This window comes from Sinorhizobium sp. NG07B (assembly GCF_002532005.1).
GTDB classification, from domain to species: Bacteria; Pseudomonadota; Alphaproteobacteria; order Rhizobiales; family Rhizobiaceae; genus Sinorhizobium; species Sinorhizobium fredii_C.
In genome coordinates, this window is the sequence record NZ_NWTD01000001.1 from 1,796,851 (window position 1) to 1,814,139 (window position 17,289).

At 60.8% G+C, this 17,289-nt stretch carries 9 protein-coding genes; 1 reads left to right on the plus strand and 8 read right to left on the minus strand.

The window, feature by feature from the left end:
• Window positions 1-443: 443 nt before the first annotated feature.
• Entirely contained in the window at window positions 444-2,744 is a 2,301-nt protein-coding gene (locus tag CO664_RS08780; RefSeq protein WP_097538453.1) for an AGE family epimerase/isomerase, read from the minus strand.
• Window positions 2,745-2,797: 53 nt separating this feature from the next.
• Window positions 2,798-4,345, minus strand: a complete 1,548-nt coding sequence (locus CO664_RS08785; RefSeq protein WP_097538626.1) for a phosphomannomutase/phosphoglucomutase — start codon at window positions 4,343-4,345, stop codon at window positions 2,798-2,800.
• Between the two features lie 1,005 nt (window positions 4,346-5,350).
• On the opposite strand from CO664_RS08785, the gene galE reads away from it, so the two are divergent.
• Window positions 5,351-6,364: a UDP-glucose 4-epimerase GalE gene (gene galE, locus CO664_RS08790; protein ID WP_050988420.1), complete on the plus strand. Its 1,014-nt coding sequence runs from the start codon at window positions 5,351-5,353 to the stop codon at window positions 6,362-6,364.
• A 51-nt stretch (window positions 6,365-6,415) separates the two neighbouring features.
• On the opposite strand, the gene CO664_RS08795 is transcribed toward galE, so the two are convergent.
• The 6 genes from CO664_RS08795 to CO664_RS08820 form a co-directional block, all read right to left on the minus strand.
• A complete protein-coding gene (locus CO664_RS08795) occupies window positions 6,416-8,227 on the minus strand; it encodes a tetratricopeptide repeat protein (protein ID WP_097538454.1) in 1,812 nt (603 codons plus the stop codon).
• Window positions 8,227-9,057 (minus strand): polysaccharide deacetylase family protein, encoded by an 831-nt coding sequence (locus CO664_RS08800; protein WP_097538455.1) that lies wholly within the window; start codon window positions 9,055-9,057, stop codon window positions 8,227-8,229. Before CO664_RS08800 ends, CO664_RS08795 begins: the two co-directional genes overlap by 1 nt.
• Window positions 9,058-9,059: 2 nt before the next feature.
• Window positions 9,060-11,240, minus strand: a complete 2,181-nt coding sequence (locus CO664_RS08805; protein WP_097538456.1) for a glycosyltransferase family 2 protein — start codon at window positions 11,238-11,240, stop codon at window positions 9,060-9,062.
• Window positions 11,241-11,259: 19 nt separating this feature from the next.
• Window positions 11,260-12,066, minus strand: coding sequence for a glycosyltransferase family 2 protein (locus tag CO664_RS08810; protein ID WP_234820144.1), 807 nt, complete (start codon window positions 12,064-12,066; stop codon window positions 11,260-11,262).
• Window positions 12,067-12,292: 226 nt separating this feature from the next.
• Window positions 12,293-14,263, minus strand: coding sequence for a hypothetical protein (locus tag CO664_RS08815; protein WP_141471690.1), 1,971 nt, complete (start codon window positions 14,261-14,263; stop codon window positions 12,293-12,295).
• A 525-nt stretch (window positions 14,264-14,788) separates the two neighbouring features.
• Window positions 14,789-17,287 (minus strand): phosphotransferase, encoded by a 2,499-nt coding sequence (locus tag CO664_RS08820; RefSeq protein ID WP_158254911.1) that lies wholly within the window; start codon window positions 17,285-17,287, stop codon window positions 14,789-14,791.
• Window positions 17,288-17,289 lie beyond the last annotated feature (2 nt).

Sequence of the window (17,289 nt, forward strand, 5' to 3'; positions counted from 1 at the left end):
CCCTTCCACCATGATCGTCCCCATGGAGGCGATATTTTTTGCCGGACGTCCTCGTTCTGTTTTTTGCGTTTCTTAGATTCCTCCATTCTCCTCTTTTGTGGGCGCTAGCGAAACATCACCCTTCGATGGTTATATGCCTCACTCACGCTACCCTCACCGCTGAAAGACGTAGTCACTTCTGGGTTCTCGGCTGCTTATAAATCAATTTGATGAGCGGGTTCAGATCCGAAAGCAGCCCTTTTTTTGAACCCGTTGAAGTCCCGTGCGTTACCTGAATCGCTCCGCGGATGTGCTGCGTGCCGCCCCCAACGGGAGCGAAGAGTCTGGAGGCGAGTCGGCGCCCGCTTGATACGACGGGCGCAATTGGGGCGAACACACCGTTGGTTGGACTTCAATGCGCACACTCAGATTTTTGGCAGCTCTCGCTGGGCCGGTGGCCACGACTATTTTGCGGAATAGCGACCCGCCTCCGTGGGACTGCGATCGGGAGATGCAGGCAATTGGTCGACCGGCTCGGCGCCTTCCGTCTTGTCGAGGTACAGCATGAGCGCGGTGACGAGATGGTAGAAAATTGAGGCCGGCACCTCGGTCGCGAGTGCCCTGCCGTTTTCATCAATGCGATCAATCCACATGCCGAGGGGCGCCGGGTCGATGTGCCAGTGAAACAGGCGGGCCACCCGAGACTCGATTTCGGGCTTAAGACCCGGTCCACCGGTGCCTTCCAGCCCGAGCGCGGCCTTGATTGCCTCGGCCTGCGGCCAGCTGCGAGAGACGAGGTCGAGCGGAAGGCCCGAGCGCGACACCGCGCCATAGGCGAGCCCGGTCGAGCGATTGAGCCCGTTGGCGACCGCGGAGGCGTAGAGCTTGCGGGCAAAGGTAGTCAGATCGGCCTGCCCACTCTCCGCTGCGAAATCAACCAACAGCGAAGCCCACTCGAAGTGATGGCCGGGCTCGGTCCACTCGCCCTTCTCGCCGCGGGCAGGCTTCCAAGCTTCGTCGAAATATTCGCCGACCGTCCAGTTTTCCGCATCGAAAAAATGGCTGCGGAAAAGATCGATGATACCGGCAGCACGCCGCAAATAGCTCCGCTCTCCGGTTGCCGCGTACCAAGCCAGGAAGGCTTCAAGCAAATGCATGTGCGAGTTACTGCGCCGTCGCTGCCCGCTCCCCTGCGAGGTTTCCGAGAAGCCGGTCAGTCGTTCATCCTCCAGATGCGAGTCCAAGAATGCAAATGTCTCCTGGCCGAGCCGTAGCGCATCGGAATTGCCGGCCTGATGAGCGTAGGCGAGCATAAGCATCACGCACGCGTGATCAAAAGCGTCCTCACAAGCGTCGGCGACCGTGCCGTCTACGTGGAGCATCCGCGCCCAACCGCCGCGTTTCGTACGCCCCTTCTCCATGAAAGTGATACCGTGTGCGATCAACCGGTCGGCATCACCTTCCCACCCGCGCAGCTTCGCCACTGAAAAGGCACAGACCTGGCGGGCCATCGTACGCATGCGCTTCGGCTTCATAAGCGGCATAGCCTCGAAGCTCAGCGCTTCGTGGAAACCGCCGTGACGCTCGTCGACGCCTGCGGTCGACCACAGCGGCAGCGTTTCGTCGAACAGCCAGTGGGCGACGCGCTTCCTCCAGGCGCCGGGCAGCAGCACGCGGCCGGCCGCGGGTGTGAACTTCCCCTCCAGGCGCCCGCTCCTCTCCAGTTGTTCGACGATTCGTCTGACGTCCTGGCTCTTGGCAACAGGGGCAACAAAGGTCGCGTCGGCCGTTGCCACGATCGCGATGTCCCTTAGCCCGACCACCGAGAGCAGCCGGCCCTGACTGCGCAGGTAGGAGTGCTTGCAGTCGATCGCGATAACGTCGCCTGCCACGACGTTGCCCTTCGCATCCGTACGACTGATGTCGAGCAGAGACTGCCAGGAACCGAGATCGCTCCACTGGAAGCTCGCCGGTACCATCGCGATGTCGCTAGCATGCTCCATGATGGCATAGTCGATCGAGATAGACGGTATCGTCGAATAGAGCCCAAGCGGCAAATAGGTGCCCGACAGATCCCTGAACGCTGCTGCGAGCGCGCGCTCCGTCTTTACCCACATCTCGACCTGGTGTTTGCGGAAAGCGGAGCGCATGGTGGTGGCGCGGAACAGGAAAATGCCGGCATTCCAGAGAAACTTTCCAGACGCGATATAGGCTTTGGCAGCCTTGAGACCGGGCTTCTCGACGAAGCGGGCGACATCTCGGACATCGCCATCGCCGACTACCTCGATATAGCCGTAGCCGGTCTCCGGGCGGTCCGGCCAGATGCCGAAGACAACGAGCTTTCCCGCTTGAGCGGAAGTCACGCCCCTTTCCACGGTTTCCCAGAACTGCTCGTCGGTGGAAATCTCGTGGTCGGAGGGAACGGTCAGAACCAGCCCGTCACCGTGGACGGCAATCGTCTCGAGTGCGGCCACAGCTACGGCGGCGGCCGTGTTTCGCCCGATAGGCTCAAAGATCAGGTGCCCGCCCGCCAATTCGATGCCAGCAATGTCAGATCTCACCCGGTCGGCATGGCGCTCCGAGGCGATCACGTAGACAGGCGTATCGCCGGCTCCCCTGGCCCCCAACCGCAGGACGGTGCTGGCGAGCATCGACCCGTGGCCGACAAGGTCGTGGAACTGCTTGGGATAGTCCTCGCGCGACAGCGGCCAAAGCCGCGAGCCGACGCCTCCACACATCACGAAGCAGGAGATCCGCTCTGCCATGCACTCGCCCTTCCTTCCGGGGGATGGGATGCCGCGCGATCGTCTTCACCGCGCTAAAGGCTCTGGTTATAGGCGCCGACCTCCGCATGCTCCCGGAGTATCCGGTCGATAGCCTCGAACATCGCATGCCGGCGCGCTCCCGAAACGGGGCTTTCCACTACCACGACCAGTTCCGGCTTGTTGGAAGAGGCCCGAACCAGTCCCCAAGTGCCGTCCTCGACTGTGACCCGCACGCCGTTGACGGTGGTGAGATCGATGATCTTCTGGCCGGCGATCGGCAGTCCCTCCTGCCGCATCGTCCAGAACCGCTCTATAGTGTGCTCGACGACGGCGTACTTGACCTCATCGTCGCAGTATGGAGACATCGTCGGCGAGGCCCAAGTCACCGGCAGTGCCCGGTAGAGATCGGCCAAGTTGCTGCCCGGATTACGGTCAAGCATCTCGCAAACGGCGATCGCGGCGGCAAGCCCATCGTCGTAGCCGCGCCCTAGCGGGGGGGCGAAGAAGAAATGGCCCGACTTCTCGAATCCCGCAATGGCCCCCAATTCGGCGACCCTGCGCTTGATGTAGGAGTGGCCGGTCTTCCAATAATCGGTGTGAGCGCCGTTTGCCTGCAGCACCGGATCGGTCGCAAACAGGCCGGTCGATTTGACGTCGACCACGAAGGTCGAAGCCAGATGCAAGGCGGAAAGATCCCGCGCCAGCATCACTCCAACCTTGTCGGCGAAGATCTTCCTGCCTTCGTTGTCGACGACCCCGAGGCGGTCACCGTCGCCATCGAAGCCCAGTCCGACATCCGCGCCGCTTTCCAGCACCTTGTCGCGAATGGCGCGCAGCATCTTCAGGTCCTCGGGATTGGGATTGTAGCGAGGAAAGGAATGGTCGAGCTCGCAGTCGAGCACGATCACCTCGCAGCCGATCCGCTCCAAAACCTCAGGCGCGAAAGCGCCGGCCGTGCCGTTGCCGCAGGCCGCGACGACCTTTAGTCTCCGACCGATGCGCCTGCAGCGGACCAGATCGTCGATATAGCGCCGGCGGAAGTCTGGAACGAACTCGTAGGCTCCGCCGCCGGTCAGGTCGAAGTCGGCTTCCAGCACGATTCTTCTCAACTGCGCCATCTCGTCCGGCCCAAAGGTCAACGGACGGGCCACGCCCATTTTGAAGCCGGTCCAGCCGTTTTCGTTGTGCGAAGCGGTCACCATCGCCACAGAGCGCGTGTCGAGCGCGAACTGCGCGAAGTACGCCATCGGAGACAGCGCCAGCCCGATGTCCTTGACGCGCGCGCCCGCGGCCATCAGCCCGCAAACCAATGCGAGCTTGATTGCCAGCGAATAGGAGCGGAAGTCGTGTCCCGTCACGATTTCCGGGCCGGCGCCCGAGCGTCGAATGAAGGTGCCGAGCCCCATTCCCAGCGCCTGCGCGCCCATCAAGTTCAGCTCCGGGGTCTTGCCAGCACCGGGTCGGCCGAACCACCGACGGCCATCATATTCCCGAAACCCGGTCGGCCTTATCAACGTCCTTGTCTCGTCGGTAAGCTTGTCGGGTCCGGCATGTTGGAGGGGCTCAGGCGCTTGTGACGAGCCGGCACGGACGATTTTCACCTGCACCGTCCCGCGCACCGCCAAAGTTCGGAGCGACTGCAGGATCGTGGTTGCGCCATTCCCGGCTCGGCCTCGAGGGAAAGCATATCTCTCAACTTGTAAGCAACACTGTTCCCCTTCGTAACCTTCGGCTCTTTCACGACAGTCCGGGTATGCACCTTGGTAGTGCTCTCACGCGGATTGAAATCTGTCTTTGCGCTCGGTGCATGCAGTTCGAGCGCGGTGCTGTCTCTGAGTCGAGCCACTGACATGTTGGAAACTCCGCTCTCGCGGCAGTATGAGACGGAAAGGACCGGCTGAACCGCACCCAACACCGTTCAAAAATGCCTATCAAAAGCACCTGCGAAGCCAAAGCAAATAGATATGAAAAATTGGCCTGGTTGGCGTTATCACTGCTCTCAAAAAGAGCTAGTACGAGGGCTAGAATTTAGCATAAATCCAAACCAGTTGGAAGTATGTATAGGTGATCTGCATTTTGTACTTTTAGTCTAGAGATTTCAGCACATAGCCCGTTTGGGCTACCTTTATTGTCTTTTTAACATCAGCAGCCGCGCCTCCTTGCCCGGTTTGGGGAACCCGAGCGCGTACTGTCGGTTTCAATCAACGCATTAGGCGAGCCATCGAATAAAGTTACAGCGTGCTCGATGTCAACTCAGCAATAGTTCCGGTGTTTTACCCCTAATGGGTTAATTAGATCTACGCATACTGAACCAACCAAATGTACTATATGGAAAACTTGAACTTACGTCTCCTTTGGCTTTATTATGCCTTAGAGCGACAGGCATCCCCCGAACCGGGGGCGGAGTACCTCGCGAGCGAGAGCCGGCTCGAACTTCTGAGTATTTGCAGGCGTTCGAGTCGCAACGCACTGGTTTTCACGAGTGCTTCCTGCTGGCGTCGCGGCAGTGCGGTTTCCGCGATGCCAGGACCGGTGAGCCCTAGTAGGCCGAGACGAATTCCGGCGATCACCGGCGAAGCAACGGATGGCACATAGGAGTGGCAGTGATGTCGGTCCTGGTCACGGGCGGAGCGGGCTACATTGGTAGCCACATGGTCTGCCTGCTCATCGATGCCGGTGAAGAGGTTGTCGTGCTCGATCGGTTGTCGACCGGGTTCCGCTGGGCAGTCGGCCCGGCAGCCCGTTTTTACGAAGGTGACATTGCGGACCGTGGTCTTCTCCGGATGATCTTCTCCGAAAATGCAATCGATACAATCGTCCATTTCGCCGGCTCGATCACCGTTCCGGAATCGATCGCCGATCCGCTGTCCTATTACGAAAACAACACCGTCAGTTCGTGCGCTCTGATCGCCGCCGCTCTTGAAGGCAAGGTGCCGTATTTCGTATTTTCCTCCACGGCCGCGGTGTATGGCACGCCGGAGAATGCCGGACCAGTGGCCGAGACCGCAGCGCTGCACCCCGAGTCACCCTACGGCACATCGAAACTAATGACCGAAATGATGCTGCGCGACATCGCGGCCGCATACGACTTCACCTATACGGCGCTGCGCTATTTCAATGTTGCAGGCGCAGACCCACATGGCCGCACCGGTCAGTCGACAGCTGGTGCCACCCATCTCATCAAGGTCGCGATCGAAGCCGCGCTCGGCAAGCGCAACGGCATCGAAGTGTACGGCACCGACTATCCGACGCCAGACGGCACCTGCGTTCGCGATTACATTCACGTCACGGACCTCGCAAATGCCCACTTGAAAGCCGTGCAGCGCATGCGTGCCGGCGGCAGGTCGATCATTGCGAACTGCGGCTATGGCCGTGGCTTCTCGGTGCTGGAGGTACTGGATCAGGTCAAAGCGGTTTCCGGCGTCGATTTCCCGGTGCGCAAAGGGGCCCGCCGACCAGGGGATCCGGTATCGATCGTCGCCAACCCCACCGTCGCGATGCAGGAACTCGACTGGAAGCCGCAATATGATGATCTTTCTTTCATCATACGAACGGCGCTCATATGGGAAGATCGCCTTCCCAGAGCGCCGTGCGTTTCAGACGCACGAAGAGTGCTGTAGCACTTCAAACGGACGGCTTCTGGAGTGGATAGTAAAGCCGGTTGGCACCTTTCAAAAAGCGTAGGACACGATTTCGACAACCTCGGGATTTCTGGCGCCGCGGTTGCACCGACGGTTGGAAGCGGTGGCGCGACAGTATTTTACAACGGCTCTGATGAACGACCGGTTGAATCGCCCATCAATCCTTCCGATGCGAGCCCCCAGCTCTTGCAAACGGGCCTTCACGACGTAAGCGAACAGACCTGAATTGACTTTGGGCAAATCACGTACGATCTGCCTGCGTTCCGGCTGAGAAAGGGCCGACAGACGCTGGTTGAGATCGGCGAACGCCCTGGTTTTCGCTGTTGCCGCGGCAAAGAGAAATTGCTGAACGTTCCTTGCCGGCACAGGCAGCATCTCGATCGATGCCGTGAGCAGTGCCTTTGCCTTTCTCGGGGCCTTTCGCACAAGCCGCTCCTTGCCGTCCTGCTTGCCGTCTCGGTAAGCTGCTACTAAAGCGAGCAAAGCCTGGCGATCACCCTTGCTTCGCGCCTCTTCGAGAAGACTAAGAGCCCCGGACGGATCCCTTGCGGTGCCATAGCCGTAGAACATCGCGTCGGCGAGGGCGACGGCGGCTCCATCGACACCTTCATTTGCTGCCCGACGCAGGCGAGCGGTTCCGTTTGCGGCGATTCTTTTCCGGCCGGCGGAGGCCTCGAGGACACCCAGAGCGATGGCCGCACCGCGATTCCCCGCCTCCCAGGCCTTGCGGTAGGAGTCTGCGGCCTTCGCGAGGTTACGCGAGCCGAAAAGTCCTTTGCGGTAGCCGTCACCGAGGCGAAGAAGTGCAGTCGTGCTGCCTTTCCCGGCAGCCGATTCATAGTAGTTCCTCGCCAAACTCGCTTCGATCGGCACGACCTCGCCCGTTCCATAGTGATCGCCGAGAGCAAGCAAAGCCCGCGCTTCACCACTTCTGCCAAGGTCGTGAAGTTCTGCCAGCGCGCCGATAACGTCTTTCCGCGTGCCCTGGCCTCGCGCTTGCATCTCCGCAATTTTCACGGTCGCGTCGATGGAGCCTTTCGCCGCTGCCCGCCGGTAGTGTTCGATGGCGAGGAAGTAATCTGCTGGCACATCCTCCCCACGTGAATAGAGATCGCCCAGTCGCAAATAAGCCTCGGCGGAGCCGAATATAGCGGCGGCTCTCTCCAAGGCTGTCAATGCCAGATCCGACCGCACGGCTATACGTCCAGACAGGCATAGGCCAGCGAGCGCCTGTAGCACACGCGCATCATCGGCCCGCGTCAGCTCCTGCAGCGCTGTGAAGCCAGCCACGATGTCGCGTTCGGTTCCTTCGCCGCGAATTTGTAACTCGGCGACCCGGAGCTTGCCTTCCAGATTGCCTTGCGCTGCGGCTCTGGCGTACGCCTCGAATGCTCTTTCCGGTTCAGGAGCTCCCTCGAGGAATTGTCCCCGTAAATACAGATTACCCACTCCGATCAAAGCGCCCGAATCCCCGAGGGTAATAGCGCGCTCGTAAAGATTGAGCGCGAGGCGGCCGTCAGGTAGGTCCGCAACGGTGCCCGCAAGCGGAGAGGGTGCTGAAACCGCTAAGAGCGCATCAGCGCCCGCCTGGCGCAGCATCTGCTGGTACTCGCCAAGATGGCGCTCTACGGTCGTCCGGTCGATGCGCCGTGCAATGTAGAGGTCGGCCAGTTCCGACAGCGTGCGTCCGAGTGCAGGCTGCGCCTCGTCCGCCGGGAAGTTTGCTGTCAACGCACCGGTTCGCAACTCGTCGCCCGATACATCTCCCGACACCCCGGGAAGAATCGGCATGTTCAGTAGGAGGATCGCTCGAGCCAGGCCAATCCGCAGGGAGCGGCGCATCACGGGTCCCTTTCCTGTCCGCCGCTTCGAAAGGTCCGGGCCAGAGAACGGTGCAAAGCCCGGACCCGCCGTGCTGCTCGCCACCCTCGAGCGATCAAACGGTCTGCCGGCGGCGCGACTGGAAGCCTCGATGTGTCCATGAGGTCAATAAGGTCTGCGGGCGCGATGTCGCTTGTAACCGTAACACGCGACAGTTCGAACAGGCCCTCAGTATCAGCGCTTAGGGCATTGCCCACGCGGCACGCCGCAATATAGCCCGCCTCCTCCGCGAGCCTGCGGATCGTTCTGGTGGCATAGCCATGAGGATAGGCGAACGTCGCAACCGTGTCGCCGAGCCCGTCTTCCAGCGCGAATTTGCTGTCTTGGATCTCGCGTGTCGCCTGCTGGTGCGTAAGTATATCGAGCTCTGGATGGCTCACCGTGTGCGCGCCGATCTCTACGCCAAGCCCATGCAACTCGCGCAATTTCTGCCAATCCAGCATTGGACGGTTGCCTTCTCCAAGGCAAGTGAGCCAGCGGCTGGTCCTGCCGACGAATCCGGAGACTACGAAAAGCGTTGACCGGAAGCCATGCGAAGTCAGTACCGGCATTGCCCCTTCGAAAAAATCCAGCAGCCCATCGTCGAACGTTATGAGGCAAGTCCTCCGGGACAATGGCTGGCCACTTCGCCGCAACAAAGCGAGTTCCTGAACTGTCATCGGTCGGTAGCCGCATTCTGCCAGCGCGGCCATCTGAGCTTTGAATTCGGCGGGCGGTATCGACCAGTGGCGATACGCCGGCGCGAAGTCTTCGCTGACGCTGTGGTAGAGCAGGATTGGAATCGCTTGCATCTTCAGGTTTCCTTGCTTGCGATCGCATTGCTGGAACTCGCAATGCTGCGTGCCCGGTCGTCGCGTCGCATCTTCGAAAGACTGCGTAGATAGCCGGGCACGCCTGCAACGATGCCGAGACGCTCGATCCAGACCAGCCGTTTGGGATAATCGGATGGCAGCCGAAGCCTTTTGATTGAAAAGGGGCCGGCCATATGAAGGATGCCGGCTGGCAGGGCAGCTGCGAGCCGAAGTAATCGACGCGGATCATCCAGGAGGATCTTCGTCAGATACGCCCCGAGACCCACGCCATAGCAATAGGCCTGCCGACGCATTCCGTCCTCTCCCCGCCGATGATGATGCCAAACAATCCCCTGTGGCTGATAGACAAGTTGGAATCCGCCGCTGATGATCGAGAAAAAAGCTGCGAGATCGTCGCCGCCACACGCCAACGTTCCCGCTCCCAATGCGGAGTCGAAACCGCCAACTTGCTTCAAGGCACTGGCACGGAAGGCCATATTGGCCCCCGAGCCGAATTGCCCCGCAGTGAAGGGAAACAGAGCTCCCTTCGGCCGGTTCGCCCCAAGGTCGTAGGTCCGGGGTCGGAGACCCTTGCCGAAGCCGCCATGCCGCTCCGCCCAGACCTGTGCCCGCGTTTCGAGTTCGGCCGGCAGGATCAGACCGGTCACGCAGCCTACCGCCGCGTGCTCCTCCATCGGAGCAGACATCGCCGCGACCCAGTAGCGGTCGAGCACCACGTCATCGTCGGTGAAGAGCACGAGGTCGCTGGAAACATGTTGAAGACCCGTATTGTGGGCGCGACCGAGCCCCGGTATCGGTTCTAATACATGGCGAACACGTCCGGAATACTGCCTCGCGAGGAGATCCGCAGTCGCCGTCGACGCTGGCGCGTTGTCTACTACGATCACCTCATCCGGCAGGCGGGTTTGGTCGAAGAGCGAAAGGAGGCAGCGATTGAGGCTGTTAGCCCGGTCTCGCGTTGCGATGACCACGGCGACCCCATGACACGGCCGGTCTAAAGAGATGGAAGATAACGGACGAAGAGATCCGAGGGCGGACAGCACCTCTGCTGTCTCGACGACTGGGCCCGGATGCTCCAATTCAACGATCGACAGTGGTTGCACTCCAGAGCGGACCAGGCAAAAAATCCCCCCATAAGAGCCCTTCCCTTCGCTGACCAGCGAGATCGACGAAGGCGGATTGGCTATGTCAATCGTTACAACCTTTATGGGCTGGAAGGTTCTCACGCTCATGTGGTCCCACGGGCGCCGGGACAGTTTCGCGATTGCATACCCCGCCACGGTGAGCGTAAGACCAGCCAGGATCCCAGCGGCACGTGGCAGGCCCCAGGGGTCTAGCCGCAGCACCGCATCGAGCAACGCCCGCGCCACACCTTTCGGTAGGGTGCGTGTCACGTAAATGTGTTCGGCGGACAGCCCGGCACCCGCGCCGAGCGACTCGACCAGCGCATTTTTCGACCGTCCCTCCGCAAGACAGCGCTTACGGAAATAACCCCAAGTCGATCGTCCTGTCGGCACGCGATGATGAACCACGGCTTCGGGATCATAGAGGATGATGGCCTCGGGCATCCTTTGCCGAGTGCGAATGCACAAGTCAGTCTCCTCGCCACCGGCGGCGTCTTGGTCGGTGCGTCCGAATCCCTCGCGGAAAAACCCGATCGTCTCGAAAACCGTTCGGCGAAACGACATGTTGCAGCCTATTGGGTTGCGTACAGGGTGCAGGCTTTGCGGTAGGCCGCGATAGCTGCACCCCACTACCCACTGGAACTCCTCCGGAAACCACGGAGGCCGGCCACCTTGCCAGAGCGGCAAGACCTTACCACCGGCAGCGACCACTGCGGGATTGTTGTAATGCCTCGCGAGGCGCCCGAGCCAAGCAGGCTCGGCGATCGCGTCGTCGTCGAGAAAGGCGATCACAGTTGTCCAGGTTCGGCGGATGCCGGCATTGCGTGCGCCGGAAAGCCCCCGCATGCCATCGTTCGGGACGACCTCGAAGTGCGGGAAAAACTCGCGCGTATCGTGCAGCAGGCTTTCGTTGTTATCGATGACGACGACCACCTGGTCGGGACGATGTTCTTGTTCTTGGACGGAGCGTATCGCCTCGTGCAACTGCTCGCGTCGCTGGTTGGAATAAGCGCAGATGATAACAGCAATCGATAACACGACCGGAATCTCAACGTGGCTAAATCGGACGTTTCCTTATTACGGCTACAGCTTTGCCGCCGGAGGTGAACCCCAACCGGACGATGGTCTTCAGGACGCGCCAGCCGTCGGGGAAGGTTCGCAAGTTGCTTACGCCATGGATGCGCGCGTGCTCCCGACTTGGCAGCTCGACGATAGCCAGCTTTGTTTGGAGTGCACGAATGCTCATCTGCGTTTCGATCTCAAATCCCGGAGCGATTTCGACGCCGAGATAGGGCAGCACGTCGCGCCAGAAGGCATTGTAGCCGTAACAAAGGTCGCTGTAGCGGCCGCCGAAGCGCAAGCGAACAAGATGGACCAATCCCCAGTTCCCTAGCCGCCGGTACCATTCCATGTCGCTCGTCTCACCACCTTGGAGAAAGCGCGACCCTTTGACGAAATCGGCCCCGGCAAGGAGAGCGCCGACAAAGCTTGCCATCTCTCGGGGATCCGCTGAGCCATCGGCGTCTAGCGTGATCAAGATGTCGCCTCGCGCGGCGGCGAAGCCGGCTGCAAGTGCCGCGCCTTTGCCAAGCCGCGGTTGCTCGACGACGACGATGTCGGGCCTGAGCTGCCGCGCCACGGCAACCGTGTCGTCATCGGAACTTCCGTCTACCAGAATCACCTCTTCCACCCACGCCGGGATGCGGGGTAAGACATGCGGCAAGTTATCGGCTTCGTTGACAGTCGGGATGATCACGCTCACGCTCGGCACAATCATCGTGTGCGCGGTGTCGTGCGATCTTCGTCTGTGTGACGCAGAATTGCCCATCTTTGCACACGCTTGAGTAATAGCAAGGTGCTTCAACTGGCAAACATCTTCTTAGCTGCCTGGAGGGCAAAGCCAACCCCACCAGCGGCAGATCATTTCCCACACTTCTTTTAAAACATCCAGAATACCGTGGCGGCTCACGAGAGTCGAATAGTCACATTGGATTACTACGTCTTAGCATCCTGGCTATTTACTTTCGCTGCATTCGTTACGAACGTGCGCGCCAGGCGCTCGCGGACGGCCACTGAGCTGCCTGCCCGCCTTAATCGCGGGCGCTCGGAGTTTCGGCTAAACCTTGCTTCGGCTTCAGCAGCGTAAACACCTTCACATTCGGAGTAGCGTGGACGACGATGAAGCGCGGTGAGACCAGCAGTGCATTCTCGATGCGTTCGAAGTCCCCCCGGCGCATGTACCCGCCCGCTTCGAGATAGGCCTTCTGGCTGCGGGTCAGGATTACGTAAGCGTCCTTCCAGCGCGGGTCACGCATCCAGCGACCCAGCACCCCCTCAGGGTCACTTGCGATCCTTTCTTTCGTCCCCTCACTCTCTTCTGAGATGGGCAGATAGGAAAAGTTCTCGTAATTCATGAATTGAGAAGGATAGCTGCGGGCGCCTTCGATCAGCAGGGAGCCTGGCGGCGCAGTTGAGTAAAGCCACTCGGAAGCAGCCACTTCATCGGGTGTGAACCGATATTCGCGATCCTTCCCATCATTGGCGAACAGCAACCCGACTGCCGAAAGGATGCAGGCGGCGCCTAGAATCGGAAACACAAAAGCGGACCGGCCGCATTGAGGCGCCGGGAAGAAAGCAGCCGCCGTGAAAAAAGCCAGAAACGGGAGGGAGAACAGATAGACGCGGAATACAGACTCGCCACCATAGGCGGCAGCCAGCAATGGTGCCGGCGAAAGCACGAGGGCGGCAGCGGTGAGGTCCCAGTACCCCCGCTTCAGTCGGCGCAGCCCGCCGTATAGAGCAACAAGCACGATCATCGTCGAAAACACCCGTCCGACCCAGACGACCCAAGCGCGGTCGGGACTGACGAGAGCAAGATTGGCGAACTTAGACGTCGCCTCCGAAAGCTCCCAAAAAGAAGCAATCTGGCTCTGCAATTGCGAGTAAACGAACGGCGCCGCTCCCCACAGCAGCCAAAGCGTTTCAGCGACCAGCGCGAACACAAGGTAGGACGGCGCAATCCATCCGAGCATAACGAGCATGATGGCCGACAGAATGACAACCAATGGCGTCAGTTGATGAGTAACAACAATCGCGAGAATGGTCACCATTGCGAGCGCGGCAAACAGCGCGCAGGGAAGCTGCCGGACCTCTTTCGATTTCAGTCCTACTGAGAAAGCAGCCGGCGCAAGGGTTCTCAACTGGCGCGGATGCCGCCTCGCGACCTTTGACCCGTTCTGACGCAGCGGCCCGAGAAAGAGACCGAGCAGAACCAGATAGAGCAAGAATGTTATGCCCTGGGGCGAGAAATAGTCCTGGCCGATCCAATTGGCGGCGACGAAGAACCAGCCCGCTGTCAGCAGCAGACGCTTGTCCTCGGTGAAGCTTTCCAGCAGCCACAGGAAAACTGCCAAAAGGGCGATATTCAGTGCGACCGGCGTAAACTGGAGGACGGAAGCAAGGTCGATGGGACGTGCATCGAACAGATCGGCGAGCCAGGCAGTGACGACGAACAACCCCGGCCAGTTGTGATAGGCCGAAAGGAAAGAGGCTGCCGGATCGACGGTCCCATGCCTTTGTATGTAGTCAACAATGCCGAGATGTTTCCAGGCCCAGGAATAGCGCAGCGTCTGATATAGAATCGGGGGTGTCGCGTGCAGGATGAAGATCAGCGCGACGAGATAGAGATAGGGAAGAACGCTGTCCACGCGGCGGTAGGCCACCTGCCATGCAAACCCCGTGCAAAGCAGCACCAGCGACAGATAAAAGGCCGGCGGCAGTATCGACACGAGGCCGAGATCCGTCATGCGGTTCGGGTCTATTGTCGGCAGTGAGAGCTTCCAGAGCAGGATCGCCGCGGCAAGCAAGGCCAATGCTACCGCGACGTATGCTTTTTCGACCCCATCGGCAGTGCGCGAGACTGCCTCGAGCGCTCTACGCTCCGTGGCGCCGCCGGCGACGGCTAACTCTACGGCGGGCGGGGTGCGCGCGAGCTCGGTGACTAGCTCATAGACTGACGCGCGAATCTCATCCGTCCGGTCGGCAACGGCCGCGGCTGCCACGGCTCCTTCCGCCTTCCTCTCGCCGGGCCTGTCGGCGCTTGTCTTCTCTGCCACCGCAGCTGGCGTTTCGGTGATGACCGCGCGGGCTTGCCGGTGCGACGCCTCGAGACCTTCGACCGTCGCTCCTCGCCGGCGGCGGCCCCGAGGCGGCGGAGGCGCCTTGTCAGGGCCCTCATCTTGGACACCGGGGACGGTTAAGGCTAGGCCATTATCGATTTCCCGTAGCCGCTGCGCCGCATTGTCGAGCTGCTTCTGGGCTTTCTCTATACGTCTGGCAAGCGGACCCATCCCCTTGCGGGGCCGCTTTGCAGGCTTGGCCGCGGATCGGCCCGCACTCGGTTTCGTTGCCGCCGGCGCTACCCTGCGGTGCTGTTTTGCCTTGCCCGTGGTGGGTTCCGGGGTTAACGCGGGGGCTGGCGGCTCTTCAGGGATTGCTGGTGCTGGCTCGCGGGCAATGCGGTTGCGCTTGTCTGATGTGCCCTTCCGGCGCTCAGTTTTCGCTTTCCTGGGCATCGCTGCGACTCACTATGGCAGTGCCGACTTGGTCCTGGACCCGTGGATCTTCAGGCTTCTGAGACCGGTGGTAACGGCCGACAACAGCCCGCCAGCGGTCTCGGAGTCCTGAATATAGCAGGCAAGGACCAAATCGACGTTGATGGATACCCAGAGAGGCTTGTTGGCGAAGCTTGATGATTTAGACAGGTTCGCCGCAATGTGCCGCCACCATGCCAGCCCGCAGAGCGCTCGAATGACTGCGTGGTGGCGCAGAGAGCCATAGGATACTTCGATAGCTGTCCGCAGCGAAGCCATGCTTAGTTCTTCCTGGCGTGTCAGCTCTGGATTCTGCAGCATTTGCCTCACAACGAAACCCAGTTCTTCGCCGCTACCCAGCGCACGGGCCGTTAGAAGCATGAACATCGCGTCGATCCCGGGGGGAGCGTCGCAAGACGCAGCTTCCCAATCGACGATTGCAACCAGCCGAGCGTCCGTGTCACCCGGCCCTACCGCAAAAAGGAGATTGCCCGGACAAAAGTCGCCATGGCCGAGCCCAAGCGGCAGCCGCCGTCCCGCCCAGAACTGACGCTGCTCCTTGAGGAAATGAGCGAGCCCCTTGGCGCGCGTCGCATCGTCCAACAAACAACACTGCACCTTCCTTGCGGCTTCGACGCCGCCGTCGACCCAACGCTGCAACCATTGTCTGTCGATCGTTCGTGTCATTGCCGTGCGCGCGTGAATCTCGGCAATGCCAGCGATGGCGCATGTAACGGCAGGGAAATGCAGGCGGCCTGATGAAAGTACGGCGCGCCCGTCCTCTCCCGGCCATGCATGCTCCGCCAAGCTAACCTCCGACGTCGACACGTGGCAGGCAACGATCCTTGAAACCTCGAAGCCGAGATCGTCGAGCAAGGGCTCGGTCCTCAGGGCCTGCGCCCGCAATATGTGCCGCACAAGAGCCCCCCGCCCTCCGGCGGATGTAGAGGATTTGAAGATCAAACCCTCCCCATCGGTCTTCAATGCCTTAAACAGCCCCGTGCGCACGTCGCTCTCACGGCGGAATTCGCGAACGGTGCGGGGATCGGCGGCGCCAAGCCGTGTCACCGCGCAAAACTGCGCGATAGAGACTTCGAGCGACACCGAGGATCGCTCACGAGGAGCGATGCTACGCCAATGCCGCGCTAGCGACGACAGGATTCGAAGGCCTAGTTCGAATCGGCCCGTTGGGCCGAGACGAAGCGAGACATAGGCCAGCAGGGCGAGGGCAACACAGCAATGCGCGACCAGCCATGCGGCCGCCATGCCGACGGCACCGGCGGCGATCACGAGCGGCGTACCGAGGCCGAGCACGATTGCGAGCGTCACGACCTGCGCGGTTGCCACGACTTCTGTCCGGCCAGTTGCCCGCGCTACGGCAAGCATGAGGGTAACGAGGCTCCATGGCAGGCAAGACAGGGCGAGAAGCTGCAGCAACAGGGAGCTCGCTCCCGCATATTGCGCGCCTAGCAGCGACAAAAGCAGCGGCGCAGCGAGAAGGAGAAGGGCGACGCCCGCCAGAAGGGGCACGGTCGCGTAGATCAGCGCGTCGACGGCCAGCTGGTGCAGCCTGCTGCGTTCGAAAGCGGCCTCGGCAAGCAGGGATACTCCCATGGACCGGCTGACGAGATAGAGACCGTAGGCGACTTCCCAGGAGATGTAGTAGACGGCCAGCTCACCCGGGCCGCCGTAATGAAGTATGATCAGCGGCGCGACGCCAATGGCCGTCATGGAAGTGAGAGTTCCCGCATAGTCCCAGCCGAAGTAGCGGATCAGCGCGCGCCGGTCGGGCGCGCAGGTTTCCGCATTGTGTTGCGGCAGAAAGCGAAAAAAGATCAGCCAGTTGGTTAGCGCAAGCAACAGGGGAAGTGGCAACACCCACGCGGCATAAAGGCCAGAGCCGAGCAGGGAGGAACCGGACAAGAGCGCGAGCAGCAGCAGCTTGGCGGCAGAAAAGACCGCGTTCTCGACTGGCACTACGGTTGAGCGTCGCAGTCCGGCGAGCACGCTGTCCTGCAGGGCGAAGAGCGTCCAGGCGACCGTTGCTACGACGAAAGCGGCCATTAAAAGCGGTTCGTCGCGGAGAAAACCCAGTTCCGAAACGAGATGCGAGATAAATAAGATGATCAATGTAGAGAAGATTGCCGCGCCGCCGCCGGCGAGGGCATAGGCCGCCAGTATCAGCCCCAGGGCGTTCTGTCCGGCGGGGGGCAGGTAACGATTCAGGAAGTTACCGAGGTTGAGCTGGGAAATGTTACCAAGCGTCAGCATGGTGGAAATGAGCGCCGCCCCAATACCCACCTGCTCAGGCGAGTAGAGGCGGGCCGCCAGCCCCCAGAACGCAAGCCCGAGGGCCGATGTGAGTCCGGCGCTCGCGATCAGTGCATAGCCGTTCCAGATCAGTGGGGAGCGTACGGCCGCTGGTAGGGCATGCCGCACCTGCAACAGAAGTGACGGAAGCCTGGCGCGACTGTGGGGCTGGCTCAGTGACATCA